The organism is Escherichia sp. E.sYA108 (genome assembly GCF_011754335.1).
Taxonomy (GTDB): Bacteria; Pseudomonadota; Gammaproteobacteria; order Enterobacterales; family Enterobacteriaceae; genus Escherichia; species Escherichia coli.
The window spans coordinates 3,488,738-3,504,675 of the sequence record NZ_JAAQVZ010000001.1 but is presented as its reverse complement, the minus strand read 5'-3'; the positions used below and the strand labels follow the sequence as shown (position 1 = coordinate 3,504,675).

Here is a 15,938-nt window from a genome sequence, read left to right as displayed (position 1 = left end):
GTGGATAGGGTGTCGGTCTACGGTTTAAAAGATAACGATTACTGAAGGATGGACAGAACACATGAACTTACATGAATATCAGGCAAAACAACTTTTTGCCCGCTATGGCTTACCAGCACCGGTGGGTTATGCCTGTACTACTCCGCGCGAAGCAGAAGAAGCCGCTTCAAAAATCGGTGCCGGTCCGTGGGTAGTGAAATGTCAGGTTCACGCTGGTGGCCGCGGTAAAGCGGGCGGTGTGAAAGTTGTAAACAGCAAAGAAGACATCCGTGCTTTTGCAGAAAACTGGCTGGGCAAGCGTCTGGTAACGTATCAAACAGATGCCAATGGCCAACCGGTTAACCAGATTCTGGTTGAAGCGGCGACCGATATCGCTAAAGAGCTGTATCTCGGTGCCGTTGTTGACCGTAGTTCCCGTCGCGTGGTCTTTATGGCCTCCACCGAAGGCGGCGTGGAAATTGAAAAAGTGGCGGAAGAAACTCCGCACCTGATCCACAAAGTTGCGCTTGATCCGCTGACTGGCCCGATGCCGTATCAGGGACGCGAACTGGCGTTTAAACTGGGTCTGGAAGGTAAACTGGTTCAGCAGTTCACCAAAATCTTCATGGGCCTGGCGACCATTTTCCTGGAGCGCGACCTTGCGCTTATCGAAATCAACCCGCTGGTTATTACCAAACAGGGCGATCTGATTTGCCTCGACGGCAAACTGGGCGCTGATGGCAACGCACTGTTCCGCCAGCCTGATCTGCGTGAAATGCGTGACCAGTCGCAGGAAGATCCGCGTGAAGCACAGGCTGCACAGTGGGAACTGAACTACGTTGCGCTGGACGGTAACATCGGTTGTATGGTTAACGGCGCAGGTCTGGCGATGGGTACGATGGACATCGTTAAACTGCACGGCGGCGAACCGGCTAACTTCCTGGACGTTGGCGGCGGCGCAACCAAAGAACGTGTAACCGAAGCGTTCAAAATCATCCTCTCTGACGACAAAGTGAAAGCCGTTCTGGTTAACATCTTCGGCGGTATCGTTCGTTGCGACCTGATCGCTGACGGTATCATCGGCGCGGTAGCGGAAGTGGGTGTTAACGTACCGGTCGTGGTACGTCTGGAAGGTAACAACGCCGAACTCGGCGCGAAGAAACTGGCTGACAGCGGCCTGAATATTATTGCAGCAAAAGGTCTGACGGATGCAGCTCAGCAGGTTGTTGCCGCAGTGGAGGGGAAATAATGTCCATTTTAATTGATAAAAACACCAAGGTTATCTGCCAGGGCTTTACCGGTAGCCAGGGGACTTTCCACTCAGAACAGGCCATTGCATACGGCACTAAAATGGTTGGCGGCGTAACCCCAGGTAAAGGCGGTACTACCCACCTCGGCCTGCCAGTGTTCAACACCGTGCGTGAAGCTGTTGCTGCTACTGGCGCTACCGCCTCTGTTATCTACGTACCAGCACCGTTCTGCAAAGACTCCATTCTGGAAGCTATCGATGCAGGCATCAAACTGATTATCACCATCACTGAAGGCATCCCGACGCTGGATATGCTGACGGTGAAAGTGAAACTGGATGAAGCAGGCGTTCGTATGATCGGCCCGAACTGCCCAGGCGTTATCACCCCGGGGGAATGCAAAATCGGTATCCAGCCGGGTCACATTCACAAACCGGGTAAAGTGGGTATCGTTTCCCGTTCCGGTACGCTGACCTATGAAGCGGTTAAACAGACCACGGATTACGGTTTCGGTCAGTCGACCTGCGTTGGTATCGGCGGCGACCCGATCCCTGGTTCTAACTTTATCGACATCCTCGAAATGTTCGAAAAAGATCCGCAGACCGAAGCGATCGTGATGATCGGTGAGATCGGCGGTAGCGCTGAAGAAGAAGCAGCGGCGTACATCAAGGAGCACGTTACCAAGCCAGTTGTGGGTTACATCGCTGGTGTGACTGCGCCGAAAGGCAAACGTATGGGTCACGCAGGTGCGATCATTGCCGGTGGTAAAGGGACTGCGGATGAGAAATTCGCTGCTCTGGAAGCCGCAGGCGTGAAAACCGTTCGCAGCCTGGCGGATATCGGTGAAGCACTGAAAACTGTTCTGAAATAAATATCTGTAATAAGAAATAGCCCTCGCCGCTTCCCTCTACAGGAGGGGCGAAGGGCTGTCGGTTTCGACATGGTTGGCCATCTTATGATGGCCTTTTTTATTCGGGCACTAATCTGAAAAGTTTGCCCACTGCTTTTCTCCCATCTTCTGCGCAATAATGCCCGGCAAAATATCCCCTCTCCGTTCTGTAAAAGCATTTATACAAGAAGAAAATTGTTCTGCCGGTTGCTCTGGCCCTGATGGGTGTAAATTCGGACGTTTATGCGGCCGATGTAAATATCGATATTTTAAGTGCGACAGTGAAAGATAAACGCATTGAGGGAGTATCGGTGACGCTGCAACGCAATGGCGCACAATCTGTTTCTGGAACCACAAATGCATCGGGCAGCGTTAATCTGGGTTCTACATTTGCTGATGATCAAGATGCTTTATTGATCGTCAAAAAAGAGGGCTATTCTAATCTGGTGGTCAAATGTTCGTGTGCTGGCATGACTTATGCGATTAGTCCGGCAATGACTAGTCTGGATGGCATGCGTGTAGTTTTGAGCTGGGGCGAAAAGCCTTTTGATCTTGATTCACATTTGATCTTCTCTGGCGGACATATCTATTTTGATAGTAAAGAGGGGACTGATGCTAATCTGGATGTTGATGATACGGATAGCTATGGACCAGAAACTGTCACTATCAGCAAAAAGCATTTTGGCGAAAGTTACATCTATGCCGTGCAGGACTATAGCAATAAAGGGTTGCCCAACAGTAATTATCTCTCTGCCAGTAAGGCAAAAGTGTTTGTTTATGTAGGGAGCTCCCTGGTGCGTAGTTATAGTGTCCCTGCTGGAAAACGAGGGAACATCTGGACCGTGTTTAAACTCAATCCAAACGGCGAGTTTGAAGATATCAACTCTGTTACCAGCGCCAATTTTAACGACACCACATTAGACGTCAGGGATTTAGCCACTGTGATAATGCCTGCGACGGACTCTTCAGCTCCGGCTTCGCCTGCGATGCAAAACAGTGGAGATACTCAACTGGCAAGAAAATATAATCGCGAAGGTGAAGCTGTTTATAAAACCGGTCAACTTGAGCAAGCCATTCAACTCTTCCAACAGGCAACAGAATTAGACGGCAATTACGGACAGGCATTTAGTAACCTGGGGCTGGCGTATCAGAAAAATGGCAACATAGCGGAAGCAATTTAGGCAAATCGTAAAGCGATCTCGTTAGCCTGTGGAGCAAATGCGGCGACAACGCGCGCTAACTCCTATTATAACATTGCCAAAATTTATGGAACTGCTGGACAGGACGCTGATGCATTGCAGCATTATCAACTCGCTCTTCACGATGCCATTTTATAACAATGAAAGTGGAATCATATTTTTAAATTTTATATTCTTGCTTGTTTTTCTGGTGAAGTTATCCATCATTCACTGTTCTATTATCTTAAGGATGATGGAAATAGAAGGTTTTTTAATGATAATAAAACATATTCTTATGTTATTTAATCACGAATTTTTTAATATGATTATGTATCAATACATTATATTACCCGATGTGTTACTGAATTATCGACTATTACTTTAATATTTAGTGATCGTAAACATGGTTCTCCAGATTACTAAATTTCTGGCATCTTACAATATCATCATCTTCAAATAGTTAAATTAAGATTATTGCACTGCCAAAACAGATAAATTGAAGCAGTCTGGTAGATATTGCAGAACAACCTTGATTCCAACGGCGAAATCGTATTTATCCTCCAGGTTGCCGTCCATATGGAGTTGAATATCATTCAGTCCACGCTTGATGAGTCGATATCGCTATATCCATAGACAGGGTAGCTTTTTACACGAGAGTGTCCGGTGTTTTCTAACGGCTGGCAATCATTCCGTTTTGTTGTTTCGTATCACTGCTATAACAATTTCTCTTGATTTTCAATCTTTGAGCTAATCATTGAATACAGATCGGGAAATATTAATACCATATATGTTTTATTTTGAAAATCCTTGTTCCATCTGACTATACCTAAGGTATCTATTTCTTCTTGTGATTATTACCAATGAAACAATAAGTGACGGATTTACAGTACGTTGCTCATAAAGACAACAATCAATTAACGTTGATAAAAATATGTTATGTAAAATGGCAATAAAGTAGCTACTCTAACTAATTAGTATTATAAAAAGTCGATAAAGCGGCTCTGTTAAATAAAATACTGGTTTTTTATCTATATATTTCCATGTGGGTAATTTTACTGTGCTATTTTGTTACAATAAATTAACAATAAAGTTACCAGTGGCTCATGATTCACACATAATTAACATATGTGGTTGATTTTGATATAAATCAATTTTTAATTCTTGAAAAAAATCTGCAAAACACGATAAATTGTTGTAGATCAAATTGGTGAGATCGTGACAATTTCGCTATAAATTGATCACTGTCGAAAAATGCAAATTTGCTCAATAAAAACCTGTTTATTGTAAGGATTTTGCGGCGTAATATAATTACGGGATCAATTTGGTTTATTCATTAACACATTTGTAACTTTTTTATCATTGTCTTTTCCTCTTTTGATGAAATGGCAACGATAGAGGCGAGCAAATAATTTTGTATTGGGGCATGCGTGTGACCCTTTCTAACGGGGTTCACTCTCGGAGTCTTCATGCGATGAGCAAGGAGTCATGATGTTAGATATAGTCGAACTGTCGCGCTTACAGTTTGCCTTGACCGCGATGTACCACTTCCTTTTTGTGCCACTGACGCTCGGTATGGCGTTCCTGCTGGCCATTATGGAAACGGTCTACGTCCTTTCCGGCAAACAGATTTATAAAGATATGACCAAGTTCTGGGGCAAGTTGTTTGGTATCAACTTTGCTCTGGGTGTGGCTACCGGTCTGACCATGGAGTTCCAGTTCGGGACTAACTGGTCTTACTATTCCCACTATGTAGGGGATATCTTCGGTGCGCCGCTGGCAATCGAAGGTCTGATGGCCTTCTTCCTCGAATCCACCTTTGTAGGTCTGTTCTTCTTCGGTTGGGATCGTCTGGGTAAAGTTCAGCATATGTGTGTCACCTGGCTGGTGGCGCTCGGTTCAAACCTGTCCGCACTGTGGATTCTGGTTGCAAACGGCTGGATGCAAAACCCAATCGCGTCCGATTTCAACTTTGAAACTATGCGTATGGAGATGGTGAGCTTCTCCGAGCTGGTGCTTAACCCGGTTGCTCAGGTGAAATTCGTTCACACCGTAGCTTCTGGTTATGTGACTGGCGCAATGTTCATCCTCGGTATCAGCGCATGGTATATGCTGAAAGGTCGTGACTTCGCCTTCGCTAAACGCTCCTTTGCTATCGCTGCCAGCTTCGGTATGGCTGCCGTTCTGTCTGTTATTGTTCTGGGTGATGAATCCGGCTACGAAATGGGCGACGTGCAGAAAACCAAACTGGCTGCTATCGAAGCCGAGTGGGAAACGCAACCTGCACCTGCTGCCTTTACTCTGTTCGGCATTCCTGATCAGGAAGAGGAAACGAACAAATTTGCGATCCAGATCCCTTACGCGCTGGGCATCATTGCAACGCGTTCCGTGGATACTCCAGTTATCGGCCTGAAAGAACTGATGGTGCAGCATGAAGAACGCATTCGTAACGGGATGAAGGCGTACTCTCTGCTCGAACAACTGCGTTCTGGTTCTACCGACCAGGCCGTTCGTGACCAGTTCAATAGCATGAAGAAAGATCTCGGTTACGGTCTGCTGCTGAAACGCTATACGCCAAACGTGGCTGATGCGACTGAAGCTCAGATTCAACAGGCAACCAAAGACTCCATTCCGCGTGTAGCGCCGCTGTACTTTGCGTTCCGTATCATGGTGGCGTGTGGCTTCCTGCTGCTGGCAATCATTGCGCTCTCTTTCTGGAGTGTCATCCGCAACCGCATTGGCGAGAAAAAATGGCTGCTGCGCGCCGCGCTGTACGGTATTCCGCTGCCGTGGATTGCTGTAGAAGCGGGCTGGTTCGTGGCTGAATATGGCCGCCAACCGTGGGCTATCGGTGAAGTGCTGCCGACAGCTGTGGCGAACTCGTCACTGACCGCAGGCGATCTCATCTTCTCAATGGTGCTGATTTGCGGCCTGTATACCCTGTTCCTGGTGGCAGAATTGTTCTTAATGTTCAAGTTTGCACGCCTCGGCCCAAGCAGCCTGAAAACCGGTCGCTATCACTTTGAGCAGTCTTCCACGACTACTCAGCCGGCACGCTAAGACAGGAGTCGTCAAATGATCGATTATGAAGTATTGCGTTTTATCTGGTGGCTGCTGGTTGGCGTTCTGCTAATTGGTTTTGCAGTCACTGACGGTTTCGACATGGGGGTGGGCATGCTCACCCGTTTCCTCGGTCGTAACGACACCGAGCGTCGAATTATGATTAACTCCATCGCACCACACTGGGACGGTAACCAGGTTTGGCTGATCACCGCAGGCGGCGCACTGTTTGCTGCCTGGCCGATGGTCTATGCCGCTGCGTTCTCCGGCTTCTATGTGGCGATGATCCTCGTGCTGGCGTCTTTGTTCTTCCGTCCGGTCGGTTTTGACTACCGCTCCAAGATTGAAGAAACCCGCTGGCGTAACATGTGGGACTGGGGCATCTTCATTGGTAGCTTCGTTCCGCCGCTGGTGATTGGTGTAGCGTTCGGTAACCTGTTGCAGGGCGTACCATTCAACGTTGATGAATATCTGCGTCTGTACTACACCGGTAACTTCTTCCAGCTGCTTAACCCGTTCGGCCTGCTGGCAGGTGTGGTGAGCGTAGGGATGATCATTACTCAGGGCGCAACCTATCTGCAAATGCGTACCGTGGGCGAACTGCACCTGCGTACCCGTGCAACGGCTCAGGTGGCGGCACTGGTGACGCTGGTCTGCTTCGCACTGGCTGGCGTATGGGTGATGTACGGTATCGATGGTTATGTCGTGAAATCGACAATGGACCATTACGCAGCCTCTAACCCGCTGAATAAAGAAGTGGTTCGTGAAGCTGGCGCATGGCTGGTTAACTTCAACAACACGCCAATTCTGTGGGCTATTCCGGCACTGGGTGTGGTTCTGCCGCTGCTGACCATCCTGACTGCACGTATGGATAAAGCCGCGTGGGCGTTTGTGTTCTCCTCCCTGACGCTGGCCTGCATCATCCTGACTGCCGGTATCGCAATGTTCCCGTTTGTGATGCCGTCCAGCACCATGATGAACGCAAGTCTGACAATGTGGGATGCAACTTCCAGCCAGCTGACGCTTAACGTCATGACCTGGGTTGCGGTGGTTCTGGTACCGATCATTCTGCTCTACACCGCCTGGTGTTACTGGAAAATGTTCGGTCGTATCACCAAAGAAGATATTGAACGTAACACCCACTCTCTGTACTAAGTAAGGAGCTAAAAATGTGGTATTTCGCATGGATTCTGGGAACGCTTCTTGCCTGTTCGTTTGGGGTAATCACCGCGCTGGCGCTTGAGCACGTCGAATCAGGCAAAGCCGGTCAAGAAGACATCTGATGAGTAAGATTATCGCAACCTTGTATGCGGTAATGGACAAGCGCCCCCTGCGGGCGCTTTCCTTCGTGATGGCACTTCTGTTAGCAGGATGTATGTTTTGGGACCCATCACGTTTCGCCGCGAAGACCAGTGAACTGGAAATCTGGCATGGTTTACTGCTTATGTGGGCCGTCTGTGCTGGTGTGATTCACGGCGTGGGCTTTCGTCCGCAGAAGGTTCTCTGGCAAGGGATTTTTTGCCCATTGCTTGCCGATATTGTTCTCATTGTCGGGCTGATTTTCTTCTTCTTTTAAATCAGAATTCTCTTTAAAAATTTATGGGCCGAGTCAGGCCCATAAATTTTTACGCTCCCTTAACTTGCCCTCATTCCCAAACCTCAATCGCGCGCGTATAGTAGCAGCGTTTAAAAGCTCTAACTTTTGTTGCATTACCGGGATGTAAAGTGAATACAACGCTGTTTCGATGGCCGGTTCGTGTCTACTATGAAGATACCGATGCCGGTGGTGTGGTGTACCACGCCAGTTACGTCGCTTTTTATGAAAGAGCACGCACAGAGATGCTGCGTCATCATCATTTCAGTCAACAGGCGCTGATGGCTGAACGCGTTGCCTTTGTGGTACGTAAAATGACGGTGGAATATTACGCACCTGCGCGGCTCGACGATATGCTCGAAATACAGACTGAAATAACATCAATGCGTGGCACCTCTTTGGTTTTCACGCAACGTATTGTCAACGCCGAGAATACTTTGTTGAATGAAGCAGAGGTTCTGGTTGTTTGCGTTGACCCACTCAAAATGAAGCCTCGTGCGCTTCCCAAGTCTATTGTCGCGGAGTTTAAGCAGTGACTGACATGAATATCCTTGATTTGTTCCTGAAGGCTAGCCTTCTGGTTAAACTTATCATGTTGATTTTGATTGGTTTTTCAATCGCATCCTGGGCCATTATTATCCAGCGGACCCGTATTCTTAACGCAGCGGCGCGCGAAGCCGAAGCGTTTGAAGATAAATTCTGGTCTGGAATCGAACTCTCTCGCCTCTATCAAGAGAGCCAGGGGAAACGGGATAATCTGAGCGGTTCGGAACAAATCTTTTACAGCGGCTTCAAAGAGTTTGTGCGCCTGCATCGTGCCAATAGCCATGCGCCGGAAGCCGTAGTGGAAGGGGCGTCGCGTGCGATGCGTATTTCCATGAATCGTGAACTTGAAAATCTGGAAACGCACATTCCTTTCCTCGGTACGGTTGGCTCCATCAGCCCGTATATTGGTCTGTTTGGTACGGTCTGGGGGATCATGCACGCCTTTATCGCCCTCGGGGCGGTAAAACAAGCAACACTGCAAATGGTTGCGCCCGGTATCGCAGAAGCGTTGATTGCGACGGCAATTGGTTTGTTCGCCGCAATTCCGGCGGTAATGGCTTATAACCGCCTCAACCAGCGCGTAAACAAACTGGAACTGAATTACGACAACTTTATGGAAGAGTTTACCGCGATTCTGCACCGCCAGGCGTTTACCGTTAGCGAGAGCAACAAGGGGTAAGCCATGGCCAGAGCGCGTGGACGAGGTCGTCGCGATCTCAAGTCCGAAATCAACATTGTACCGTTGCTGGACGTACTGCTGGTGCTGTTGCTGATCTTTATGGCGACAGCGCCCATCATCACCCAGAGCGTGGAGGTCGATCTGCCAGACGCTACTGAATCACAGGCGGTGAGCAGTAACGATAATCCGCCAGTGATTGTTGAAGTGTCTGGTATTGGTCAGTACACCGTGGTGGTTGAGAAAGATCGTCTGGAGCGTTTACCACCAGAGCAGGTGGTGGCGGAAGTGTCCAGCCGTTTCAAGGCCAACCCGAAAACGGTCTTTCTGATCGGTGGCGCAAAAGATGTGCCTTACGATGAAATAATTAAAGCACTGAACTTGTTACATAGTGCGGGTGTGAAATCGGTTGGTTTAATGACGCAGCCTATCTAAACATCTGCGTTTCCCTTGCTTGAAAGAGAGCGGGTAACAGGCGAACAGTTTTTGGAAACCGAGAGTGTCAAAGGCAACCGAACAAAACGACAAGCTCAAGCGGGCGATAATTATTTCAGCAGTGCTGCATGTCATCTTATTTGCGGCGCTGATCTGGAGTTCGTTCGATGAGAATATAGAAGCTTCAGCCGGAGGCGGCGGTGGTTCGTCCATCGACGCTGTCATGGTTGATTCAGGTGCGGTAGTTGAACAGTACAAACGTATGCAAAGCCAGGAATCAAGCGCGAAGCGTTCTGATGAGCAGCGCAAGATGAAGGAGCAGCAGGCTGCTGAAGAACTGCGTGAGAAACAAGCGGCTGAACAGGAACGCCTGAAGCAACTTGAGAAAGAGCGGTTAGCGGCTCAGGAGCAGAAAAAGCAGGCTGAAGAAGCCGCAAAACAGGCCGAGTTAAAGCAGAAGCAAGCGGAAGAGGCGGCAGCGAAAGCGGCGGCAGATGCTAAAGCGAAGGCCGAAGCGGATGCTAAAGCTGCGGAAGAAGCAGCGAAGAAAGCGGCGGCAGACGCGAAGAAAAAAGCAGAAGCAGAAGCCGCCAAAGCCGCAGTCGAAGCGCAGAAAAAAGCCGAGGCTGCTGCTGCGGCGCTGAAGAAGAAAGCTGAAGCGGCAGAAGCAGCTGCAGCTGAAGCAAGAAAGAAAGCGGCAACCGAAGCTGCTGAAAAAGCCAAGGCAGAAGCTGAGAAGAAAGCGGCTGCTGAAAAGGCTGCAGCTGATAAGAAAGCGGCAGCAGAGAAAGCGGCAGCCGACAAAAAAGCAGCAGAAAAAGCGGCTGCTGAAAAGGCAGCAGCTGATAAGAAAGCAGCGGCAGAAAAAGCCGCCGCAGACAAAAAAGCGGCAGCGGCAAAAGCAGCAGCTGAAAAAGCCGCTGCAGCAAAAGCTGCCGCAGAGGCAGATGATATTTTCGGTGAGCTAAGCTCTGGTAAGAATGCACCGAAAACGGGGGGAGGGGCGAAAGGGAACAATGCTTCGCCTGCCGGGAGTGGTAATACTAAAAACAATGGCGCATCAGGGGCCGATATCAATAACTATGCCGGGCAGATTAAATCTGCTATCGAAAGTAAGTTCTATGACGCATCGTCCTATGCAGGCAAAACCTGTACGCTGCGCATAAAACTGGCACCCGATGGTATGTTACTGGATATCAAACCTGAAGGTGGCGATCCCGCACTTTGTCAAGCTGCGTTGGCAGCAGCTAAACTTGCGAAGATCCCGAAACCACCAAGCCAGGCAGTATATGAAGTGTTCAAAAACGCGCCATTGGACTTCAAACCGTAATCGCGATGTTGACTGTTCCGACGGTCAACATCAGGCACCGGTTGCCACGGGGTTCTGGTAGTTTTGTGTATTTTAGTTTGTTAACATTCTGCTAAATTATCGTGGGCCATCGGTCCAGATAAGGGAGATATGATGAAGCAGGCATTACGAGTAGCATTTGGTTTTCTCATACTGTGGGCATCAGTTCTGCATGCTGAAGTCCGCATTGTGATCGACAGCGGTGTAGATTCCGGTCGTCCTATTGGTGTTGTTCCTTTCCAGTGGGCGGGGCCTGGTGCGGCACCTGAAGATATTGGCGGCATCGTTGCTGCTGACTTGCGTAACAGCGGTAAATTTAATCCGTTAGATCGTGCTCGTTTGCCACAGCAGCCGGGTAGTGCGCAGGAAGTACAACCAGCTGCATGGTCCGCGCTGGGCATTGACGCTGTGGTTGTCGGTCAGGTCACTCCGAATCCGGATGGTTCTTACAATGTTGCTTATCAACTTGTTGACACTGGCGGCGCACCGGGTACTGTACTTGCTCAGAACTCGTACAAAGTGAACAAGCAGTGGCTGCGTTATGCTGGTCATACCGCCAGTGACGAAGTATTTGAAAAACTGACCGGTATTAAAGGTGCGTTCCGTACCCGTATTGCCTACGTTGTTCAGACTAACGGCGGTCAGTTCCCGTATGAACTGCGCGTATCTGACTATGACGGTTACAACCAGTTTGTCGTTCACCGTTCACCGCAACCGCTGATGTCTCCGGCGTGGTCACCAGACGGTTCTAAACTGGCTTATGTGACCTTCGAAAGCGGTCGTTCCGCGCTGGTTATTCAGACGCTGGCAAATGGCGCTGTACGTCAGGTGGCTTCATTCCCGCGTCACAACGGTGCACCTGCATTCTCGCCAGACGGCAGCAAACTGGCATTCGCCTTGTCGAAAACCGGTAGCCTGAACCTGTACGTAATGGATTTGGCTTCTGGTCAGATCCGCCAGGTAACTGATGGTCGCAGTAACAATACCGAACCGACCTGGTTCCCGGACAGCCAGAACCTGGCATTTACTTCTGACCAGGCCGGTCGTCCGCAGGTTTATAAAGTGAATATCAACGGCGGTGCGCCACAACGTATTACCTGGGAAGGTTCGCAGAACCAGGATGCGGATGTCAGCAGCGACGGTAAATTTATGGTAATGGTCAGCTCCAACGGTGGGCAGCAGCACATTGCCAAACAAGATCTGGCAACGGGAGGCGTACAAGTTCTGTCGTCCACGTTCCTGGATGAAACGCCAAGTCTGGCACCTAACGGCACTATGGTAATCTACAGCTCTTCTCAGGGGATGGGATCCGTGCTGAATTTGGTTTCTACAGATGGGCGTTTCAAAGCGCGTCTTCCGGCAACTGATGGACAGGTCAAATTCCCTGCCTGGTCGCCGTATCTGTGATAATAATTAATTGAATAGTAAAGGAATCATTGAAATGCAACTGAACAAAGTGCTGAAAGGGCTGATGATTGCTCTGCCTGTTATGGCAATTGCGGCATGTTCTTCCAACAAGAACGCCAGCAATGACGGCAGCGAAGGCATGCTGGGTGCCGGCACTGGTATGGATGCGAACGGCGGCAATGGCAACATGTCTTCCGAAGAGCAGGCTCGTCTGCAAATGCAACAGCTGCAGCAGAACAACATCGTTTACTTCGATCTGGACAAGTACGATATCCGTTCTGACTTCGCTCAAATGCTGGATGCACATGCAAACTTCCTGCGTAGCAACCCGTCTTACAAAGTCACCGTAGAAGGTCACGCGGACGAACGTGGTACTCCGGAATACAACATCTCCCTGGGTGAACGTCGTGCGAACGCTGTTAAGATGTATCTGCAGGGTAAAGGCGTTTCTGCTGACCAGATCTCCATCGTTTCTTACGGTAAAGAAAAACCTGCAGTACGGGGTCATGACGAAGCGGCGTATGCCAAAAACCGTCGTGCGGTACTGGTTTACTAAGAGAATTGCATGAGCAGTAACTTCAGACATCAACTATTGAGTCTGTCGTTACTGGTTGGTATAGCGGCCCCCTGGGCCGCTTTTGCTCAGGCACCAATCAGTAGTGTCGGCTCAGGCTCGGTCGAAGACCGCGTCACTCAACTTGAGCGTATTTCTAATGCTCACAGCCAGCTTTTAACCCAACTCCAGCAACAACTCTCTGATAATCAATCCGATATTGATTCCCTGCGTGGTCAGATTCAGGAAAATCAGTATCAACTGAATCAGGTCGTGGAGCGGCAAAAGCAGATCCTGTTGCAGATCGACAGCCTCAGCAGCGGTGGTGCAGCGGCGCAATCAACCAGCGGCGATCAAAGCGGTGTGGCGGCATCAACGACGCCGACAGCTGATGCTGGTACTGCGAATGCTGGCGCGCCGGTGAAAAGCGGTGATGCAAACACGGATTACAATGCAGCTATTGCGCTGGTGCAGGATAAATCCCGCCAGGATGACGCAATGGTGGCATTTCAGAATTTCATCAAAAATTACCCTGATTCAACTTACCTGCCAAACGCCAATTATTGGCTGGGTCAGTTAAACTACAACAAGGGTAAAAAAGATGATGCGGCGTATTATTTTGCTTCGGTAGTGAAAAACTATCCGAAGTCACCGAAGGCTGCAGATGCGATGTTTAAAGTCGGCGTCATCATGCAGGACAAAGGTGACACCGCAAAAGCGAAAGCCGTATACCAGCAGGTTATCAGTAAATACCCTGGTACTGATGGCGCTAAACAGGCGCAAAAACGTCTGAACGCGATGTAATGCATAACACACGACCAGAAGTCGCATTATTTCTGGTCGTGTCGTGCGAATCATAAGCAGTTGAGTGATCTGCATCGAAATTTTTGTTGCGCTCAAGTCTGAAATCAGTAATATATGCCGCCGTTGCCACGGGATATCAAACAAACCGAAAGCAACGAAAAAGTGGGTCGTTAGCTCAGTTGGTAGAGCAGTTGACTTTTAATCAATTGGTCGCAGGTTCGAATCCTGCACGACCCACCACTAACATAGTTAGTTGTAGTATCCAGCGTAGTATCGGGTGATTAGCTCAGCTGGGAGAGCACCTCCCTTACAAGGAGGGGGTCGGCGGTTCGATCCCGTCATCACCCACCACCGGGTCGTTAGCTCAGTTGGTAGAGCAGTTGACTTTTAATCAATTGGTCGCAGGTTCGAATCCTGCACGACCCACCACTAATTACTGTGGGTTCGGTGGAAGTAGTTTGTAGTATCCAGCGCAGTATCGGGTGATTAGCTCAGCTGGGAGAGCACCTCCCTTACAAGGAGGGGGTCGGCGGTTCGATCCCGTCATCACCCACCACTCGGGTCGTTAGCTCAGTTGGTAGAGCAGTTGACTTTTAATCAATTGGTCGCAGGTTCGAATCCTGCACGACCCACCAATTTTAAACATTGGTTCCGAGTAGAAATCTTTCAGGTAACACCCGTATGGGTCGTTAGCTCAGTTGGTAGAGCAGTTGACTTTTAATCAATTGGTCGCAGGTTCGAATCCTGCACGACCCACCATCCTGAATGATTAAAGCAGCATAATCCCGCAAGGGGTCGTTAGCTCAGTTGGTAGAGCAGTTGACTTTTAATCAATTGGTCGCAGGTTCGAATCCTGCACGACCCACCAATGCAAAAAAGCGCCCTAAAGGCGCTTTTTTGCTATTCAGGCATCTCTCAATTTCAATTCTTGACCCTGATGACATACTCCGCGTTTGCTGCGTAAACAACTCTACGTCGGAGGAATAAGACGCAAAGTGTGGCATTCGGCATCTCATACGTAATTCGAGTGACTTTTCTCCACCATTCGACTATCTTGTTTAGCATATAAAACAAATTACGCCGATAATAGCGAATATCACGCTTAAGTCGGTTTTAACGTTAAGCCTGTAAAACGAGATGGTAAGATGAGCGTGATGTTTGATCCAGACACGGCGATTTATCCTTTCCCCCCGAAGCCGACGCCGTTAAGCATTGATGAAAAAGCGTATTACCGCGAGAAGATAAAACGTCTACTAAAAGAACGTAATGCGGTGATGGTTGCCCACTACTATACCGATCCCGAAATTCAACAACTGGCAGAAGAAACCGGTGGCTGTATTTCTGATTCTCTGGAAATGGCGCGCTTCGGTGCAAAGCATCCCGCTTCTACGTTGTTAGTTGCTGGGGTGAGATTTATGGGAGAAACCGCCAAAATTCTCAGTCCGGAAAAAACAATTCTGATGCCGACACTTCAGGCTGAATGTTCACTGGATCTCGGCTGCCCTGTTGAAGAATTTAACGCATTTTGCGATGCCCATCCCGATCGTACTGTCGTCGTCTACGCCAACACTTCTGCTGCGGTAAAAGCGCGCGCAGATTGGGTGGTAACTTCAAGCATTGCCGTCGAACTTATTGATCATCTGGATAGTTTGGGTGAAAAAATCATCTGGGCACCTGACAAACATCTGGGGCGTTACGTGCAAAAACAGACGGGCGCAGACATTTTATGCTGGCAGGGTGCCTGCATTGTGCATGATGAATTTAAGACTCAAGCGTTAACCCGCTTGCAAGAAGAATACCCGGATGCTGCCATACTGGTGCATCCAGAATCACCGCAAGCTATTGTAGAGATGGCGGATGCGGTCGGTTCCACCAGTCAACTGATCGCTGCTGCGAAAACATTGCCACATCAGCGGCTTATCGTGGCAACCGATCGGGGCATTTTCTACAAAATGCAGCAGGCGGTGCCAGATAAAGAGTTACTGGAAGCACCAACCGCGGGTGAGGGCGCAACCTGTCGCAGCTGCGCGCATTGCCCGTGGATGGCCATGAATGGCCTTCAGGCCATCGCAGAGGCATTAGAACTGGAAGGAAGCAATCACGAGGTTTATGTTGATGAAAGGCTGCGAGAGAGGGCGCTGGTGCCGCTCAATCGTATGCTGGATTTTGCGGCTACACTACGTGGATAATTGATAATAAGGCGTCACATTACGCTTTGGGGGAAC

The 15,938-nt window shown here is 49.2% G+C and carries 14 protein-coding genes, 7 tRNA genes and 1 pseudogene; all 22 read left to right on the top strand.

The window, feature by feature from the left end:
- The first annotated feature begins 61 nt into the window (after window positions 1-61).
- The 22 genes and pseudogenes from sucC to nadA all read left to right on the top strand — a co-directional run bounded on the left by sucC (window position 62) and on the right by nadA (window position 15,902).
- Window positions 62-1,228: an ADP-forming succinate--CoA ligase subunit beta gene (sucC, locus tag HBM92_RS16885; RefSeq protein ID WP_001048602.1), complete on the top strand. Its 1,167-nt coding sequence runs from the start codon at window positions 62-64 to the stop codon at window positions 1,226-1,228.
- Complete coding sequence (gene sucD / locus HBM92_RS16880) at window positions 1,228-2,097, top strand: succinate--CoA ligase subunit alpha (RefSeq protein ID WP_000025458.1); 870 nt, start codon at window positions 1,228-1,230, stop codon at window positions 2,095-2,097. The genes sucC and sucD overlap by 1 nt, the downstream gene beginning before the upstream one ends.
- Window positions 2,098-2,336: 239 nt before the next feature.
- Window positions 2,337-3,452, top strand: a pseudogene (locus HBM92_RS16875) (tetratricopeptide repeat protein).
- A 1,329-nt stretch (window positions 3,453-4,781) separates the two neighbouring features.
- Entirely contained in the window at window positions 4,782-6,350 is a 1,569-nt protein-coding gene (gene cydA, locus HBM92_RS16870) for a cytochrome ubiquinol oxidase subunit I (RefSeq protein ID WP_000884361.1), read from the top strand.
- Between the two features lie 15 nt (window positions 6,351-6,365).
- A complete protein-coding gene (gene cydB, locus HBM92_RS16865; RefSeq protein ID WP_000568275.1) occupies window positions 6,366-7,505 on the top strand; it encodes a cytochrome d ubiquinol oxidase subunit II in 1,140 nt (379 codons plus the stop codon).
- Between the two features lie 14 nt (window positions 7,506-7,519).
- Window positions 7,520-7,633 carry a cytochrome bd-I oxidase subunit CydX gene (gene cydX, locus HBM92_RS16860; RefSeq protein WP_000270282.1) on the top strand — a complete coding sequence of 38 codons (114 nt, stop codon included), beginning with the start codon at window positions 7,520-7,522 and terminating at the stop codon, window positions 7,631-7,633.
- Complete coding sequence (gene ybgE, locus HBM92_RS16855) at window positions 7,633-7,926, top strand: cyd operon protein YbgE (protein ID WP_000034602.1); 294 nt, start codon at window positions 7,633-7,635, stop codon at window positions 7,924-7,926. The genes cydX and ybgE overlap by 1 nt, the downstream gene beginning before the upstream one ends.
- A 149-nt stretch (window positions 7,927-8,075) precedes the next feature.
- Window positions 8,076-8,480 carry a tol-pal system-associated acyl-CoA thioesterase gene (gene ybgC / locus HBM92_RS16850; protein ID WP_001098384.1) on the top strand — a complete coding sequence of 135 codons (405 nt, stop codon included), beginning with the start codon at window positions 8,076-8,078 and terminating at the stop codon, window positions 8,478-8,480.
- Window positions 8,477-9,169 (top strand): Tol-Pal system protein TolQ, encoded by a 693-nt coding sequence (gene tolQ / locus HBM92_RS16845; protein WP_000131310.1) that lies wholly within the window; start codon window positions 8,477-8,479, stop codon window positions 9,167-9,169. Before ybgC ends, tolQ begins: the two co-directional genes overlap by 4 nt.
- A gap of 3 nt (window positions 9,170-9,172) precedes the next feature.
- Window positions 9,173-9,601 (top strand): colicin uptake protein TolR, encoded by a 429-nt coding sequence (gene tolR / locus HBM92_RS16840; protein ID WP_000090097.1) that lies wholly within the window; start codon window positions 9,173-9,175, stop codon window positions 9,599-9,601.
- Window positions 9,602-9,665: 64 nt separating this feature from the next.
- Window positions 9,666-10,931 (top strand): cell envelope integrity protein TolA, encoded by a 1,266-nt coding sequence (gene tolA, locus HBM92_RS16835; RefSeq protein ID WP_000030657.1) that lies wholly within the window; start codon window positions 9,666-9,668, stop codon window positions 10,929-10,931.
- A gap of 132 nt (window positions 10,932-11,063) precedes the next feature.
- Window positions 11,064-12,356, top strand: coding sequence for a Tol-Pal system beta propeller repeat protein TolB (gene tolB / locus HBM92_RS16830; RefSeq protein WP_001295307.1), 1,293 nt, complete (start codon window positions 11,064-11,066; stop codon window positions 12,354-12,356).
- 34 nt (window positions 12,357-12,390) lie between these two features.
- Complete coding sequence (pal, locus tag HBM92_RS16825) at window positions 12,391-12,912, top strand: peptidoglycan-associated lipoprotein Pal (RefSeq protein WP_001443197.1); 522 nt, start codon at window positions 12,391-12,393, stop codon at window positions 12,910-12,912.
- A gap of 9 nt (window positions 12,913-12,921) precedes the next feature.
- Window positions 12,922-13,713, top strand: a complete 792-nt coding sequence (cpoB, locus tag HBM92_RS16820; protein ID WP_000097574.1) for a cell division protein CpoB — start codon at window positions 12,922-12,924, stop codon at window positions 13,711-13,713.
- Window positions 13,714-13,877: 164 nt separating this feature from the next.
- Window positions 13,878-13,953, top strand: a tRNA-Lys gene (locus HBM92_RS16815).
- Between the two features lie 35 nt (window positions 13,954-13,988).
- Window positions 13,989-14,064, top strand: a tRNA-Val gene (locus tag HBM92_RS16810).
- A 2-nt stretch (window positions 14,065-14,066) separates the two neighbouring features.
- Window positions 14,067-14,142, top strand: a tRNA-Lys gene (locus HBM92_RS16805).
- A 51-nt stretch (window positions 14,143-14,193) separates the two neighbouring features.
- Window positions 14,194-14,269: transfer RNA gene (locus tag HBM92_RS16800), tRNA-Val, on the top strand.
- Window positions 14,270-14,272: 3 nt separating this feature from the next.
- A tRNA-Lys gene (locus HBM92_RS16795) sits at window positions 14,273-14,348 on the top strand.
- Window positions 14,349-14,396: 48 nt separating this feature from the next.
- A tRNA-Lys gene (locus HBM92_RS16790) sits at window positions 14,397-14,472 on the top strand.
- Between the two features lie 33 nt (window positions 14,473-14,505).
- Window positions 14,506-14,581: transfer RNA gene (locus HBM92_RS16785), tRNA-Lys, on the top strand.
- Window positions 14,582-14,858: 277 nt separating this feature from the next.
- Window positions 14,859-15,902: a quinolinate synthase NadA gene (gene nadA, locus HBM92_RS16780; protein WP_000115284.1), complete on the top strand. Its 1,044-nt coding sequence runs from the start codon at window positions 14,859-14,861 to the stop codon at window positions 15,900-15,902.
- Window positions 15,903-15,938: the final 36 nt, after the last annotated feature.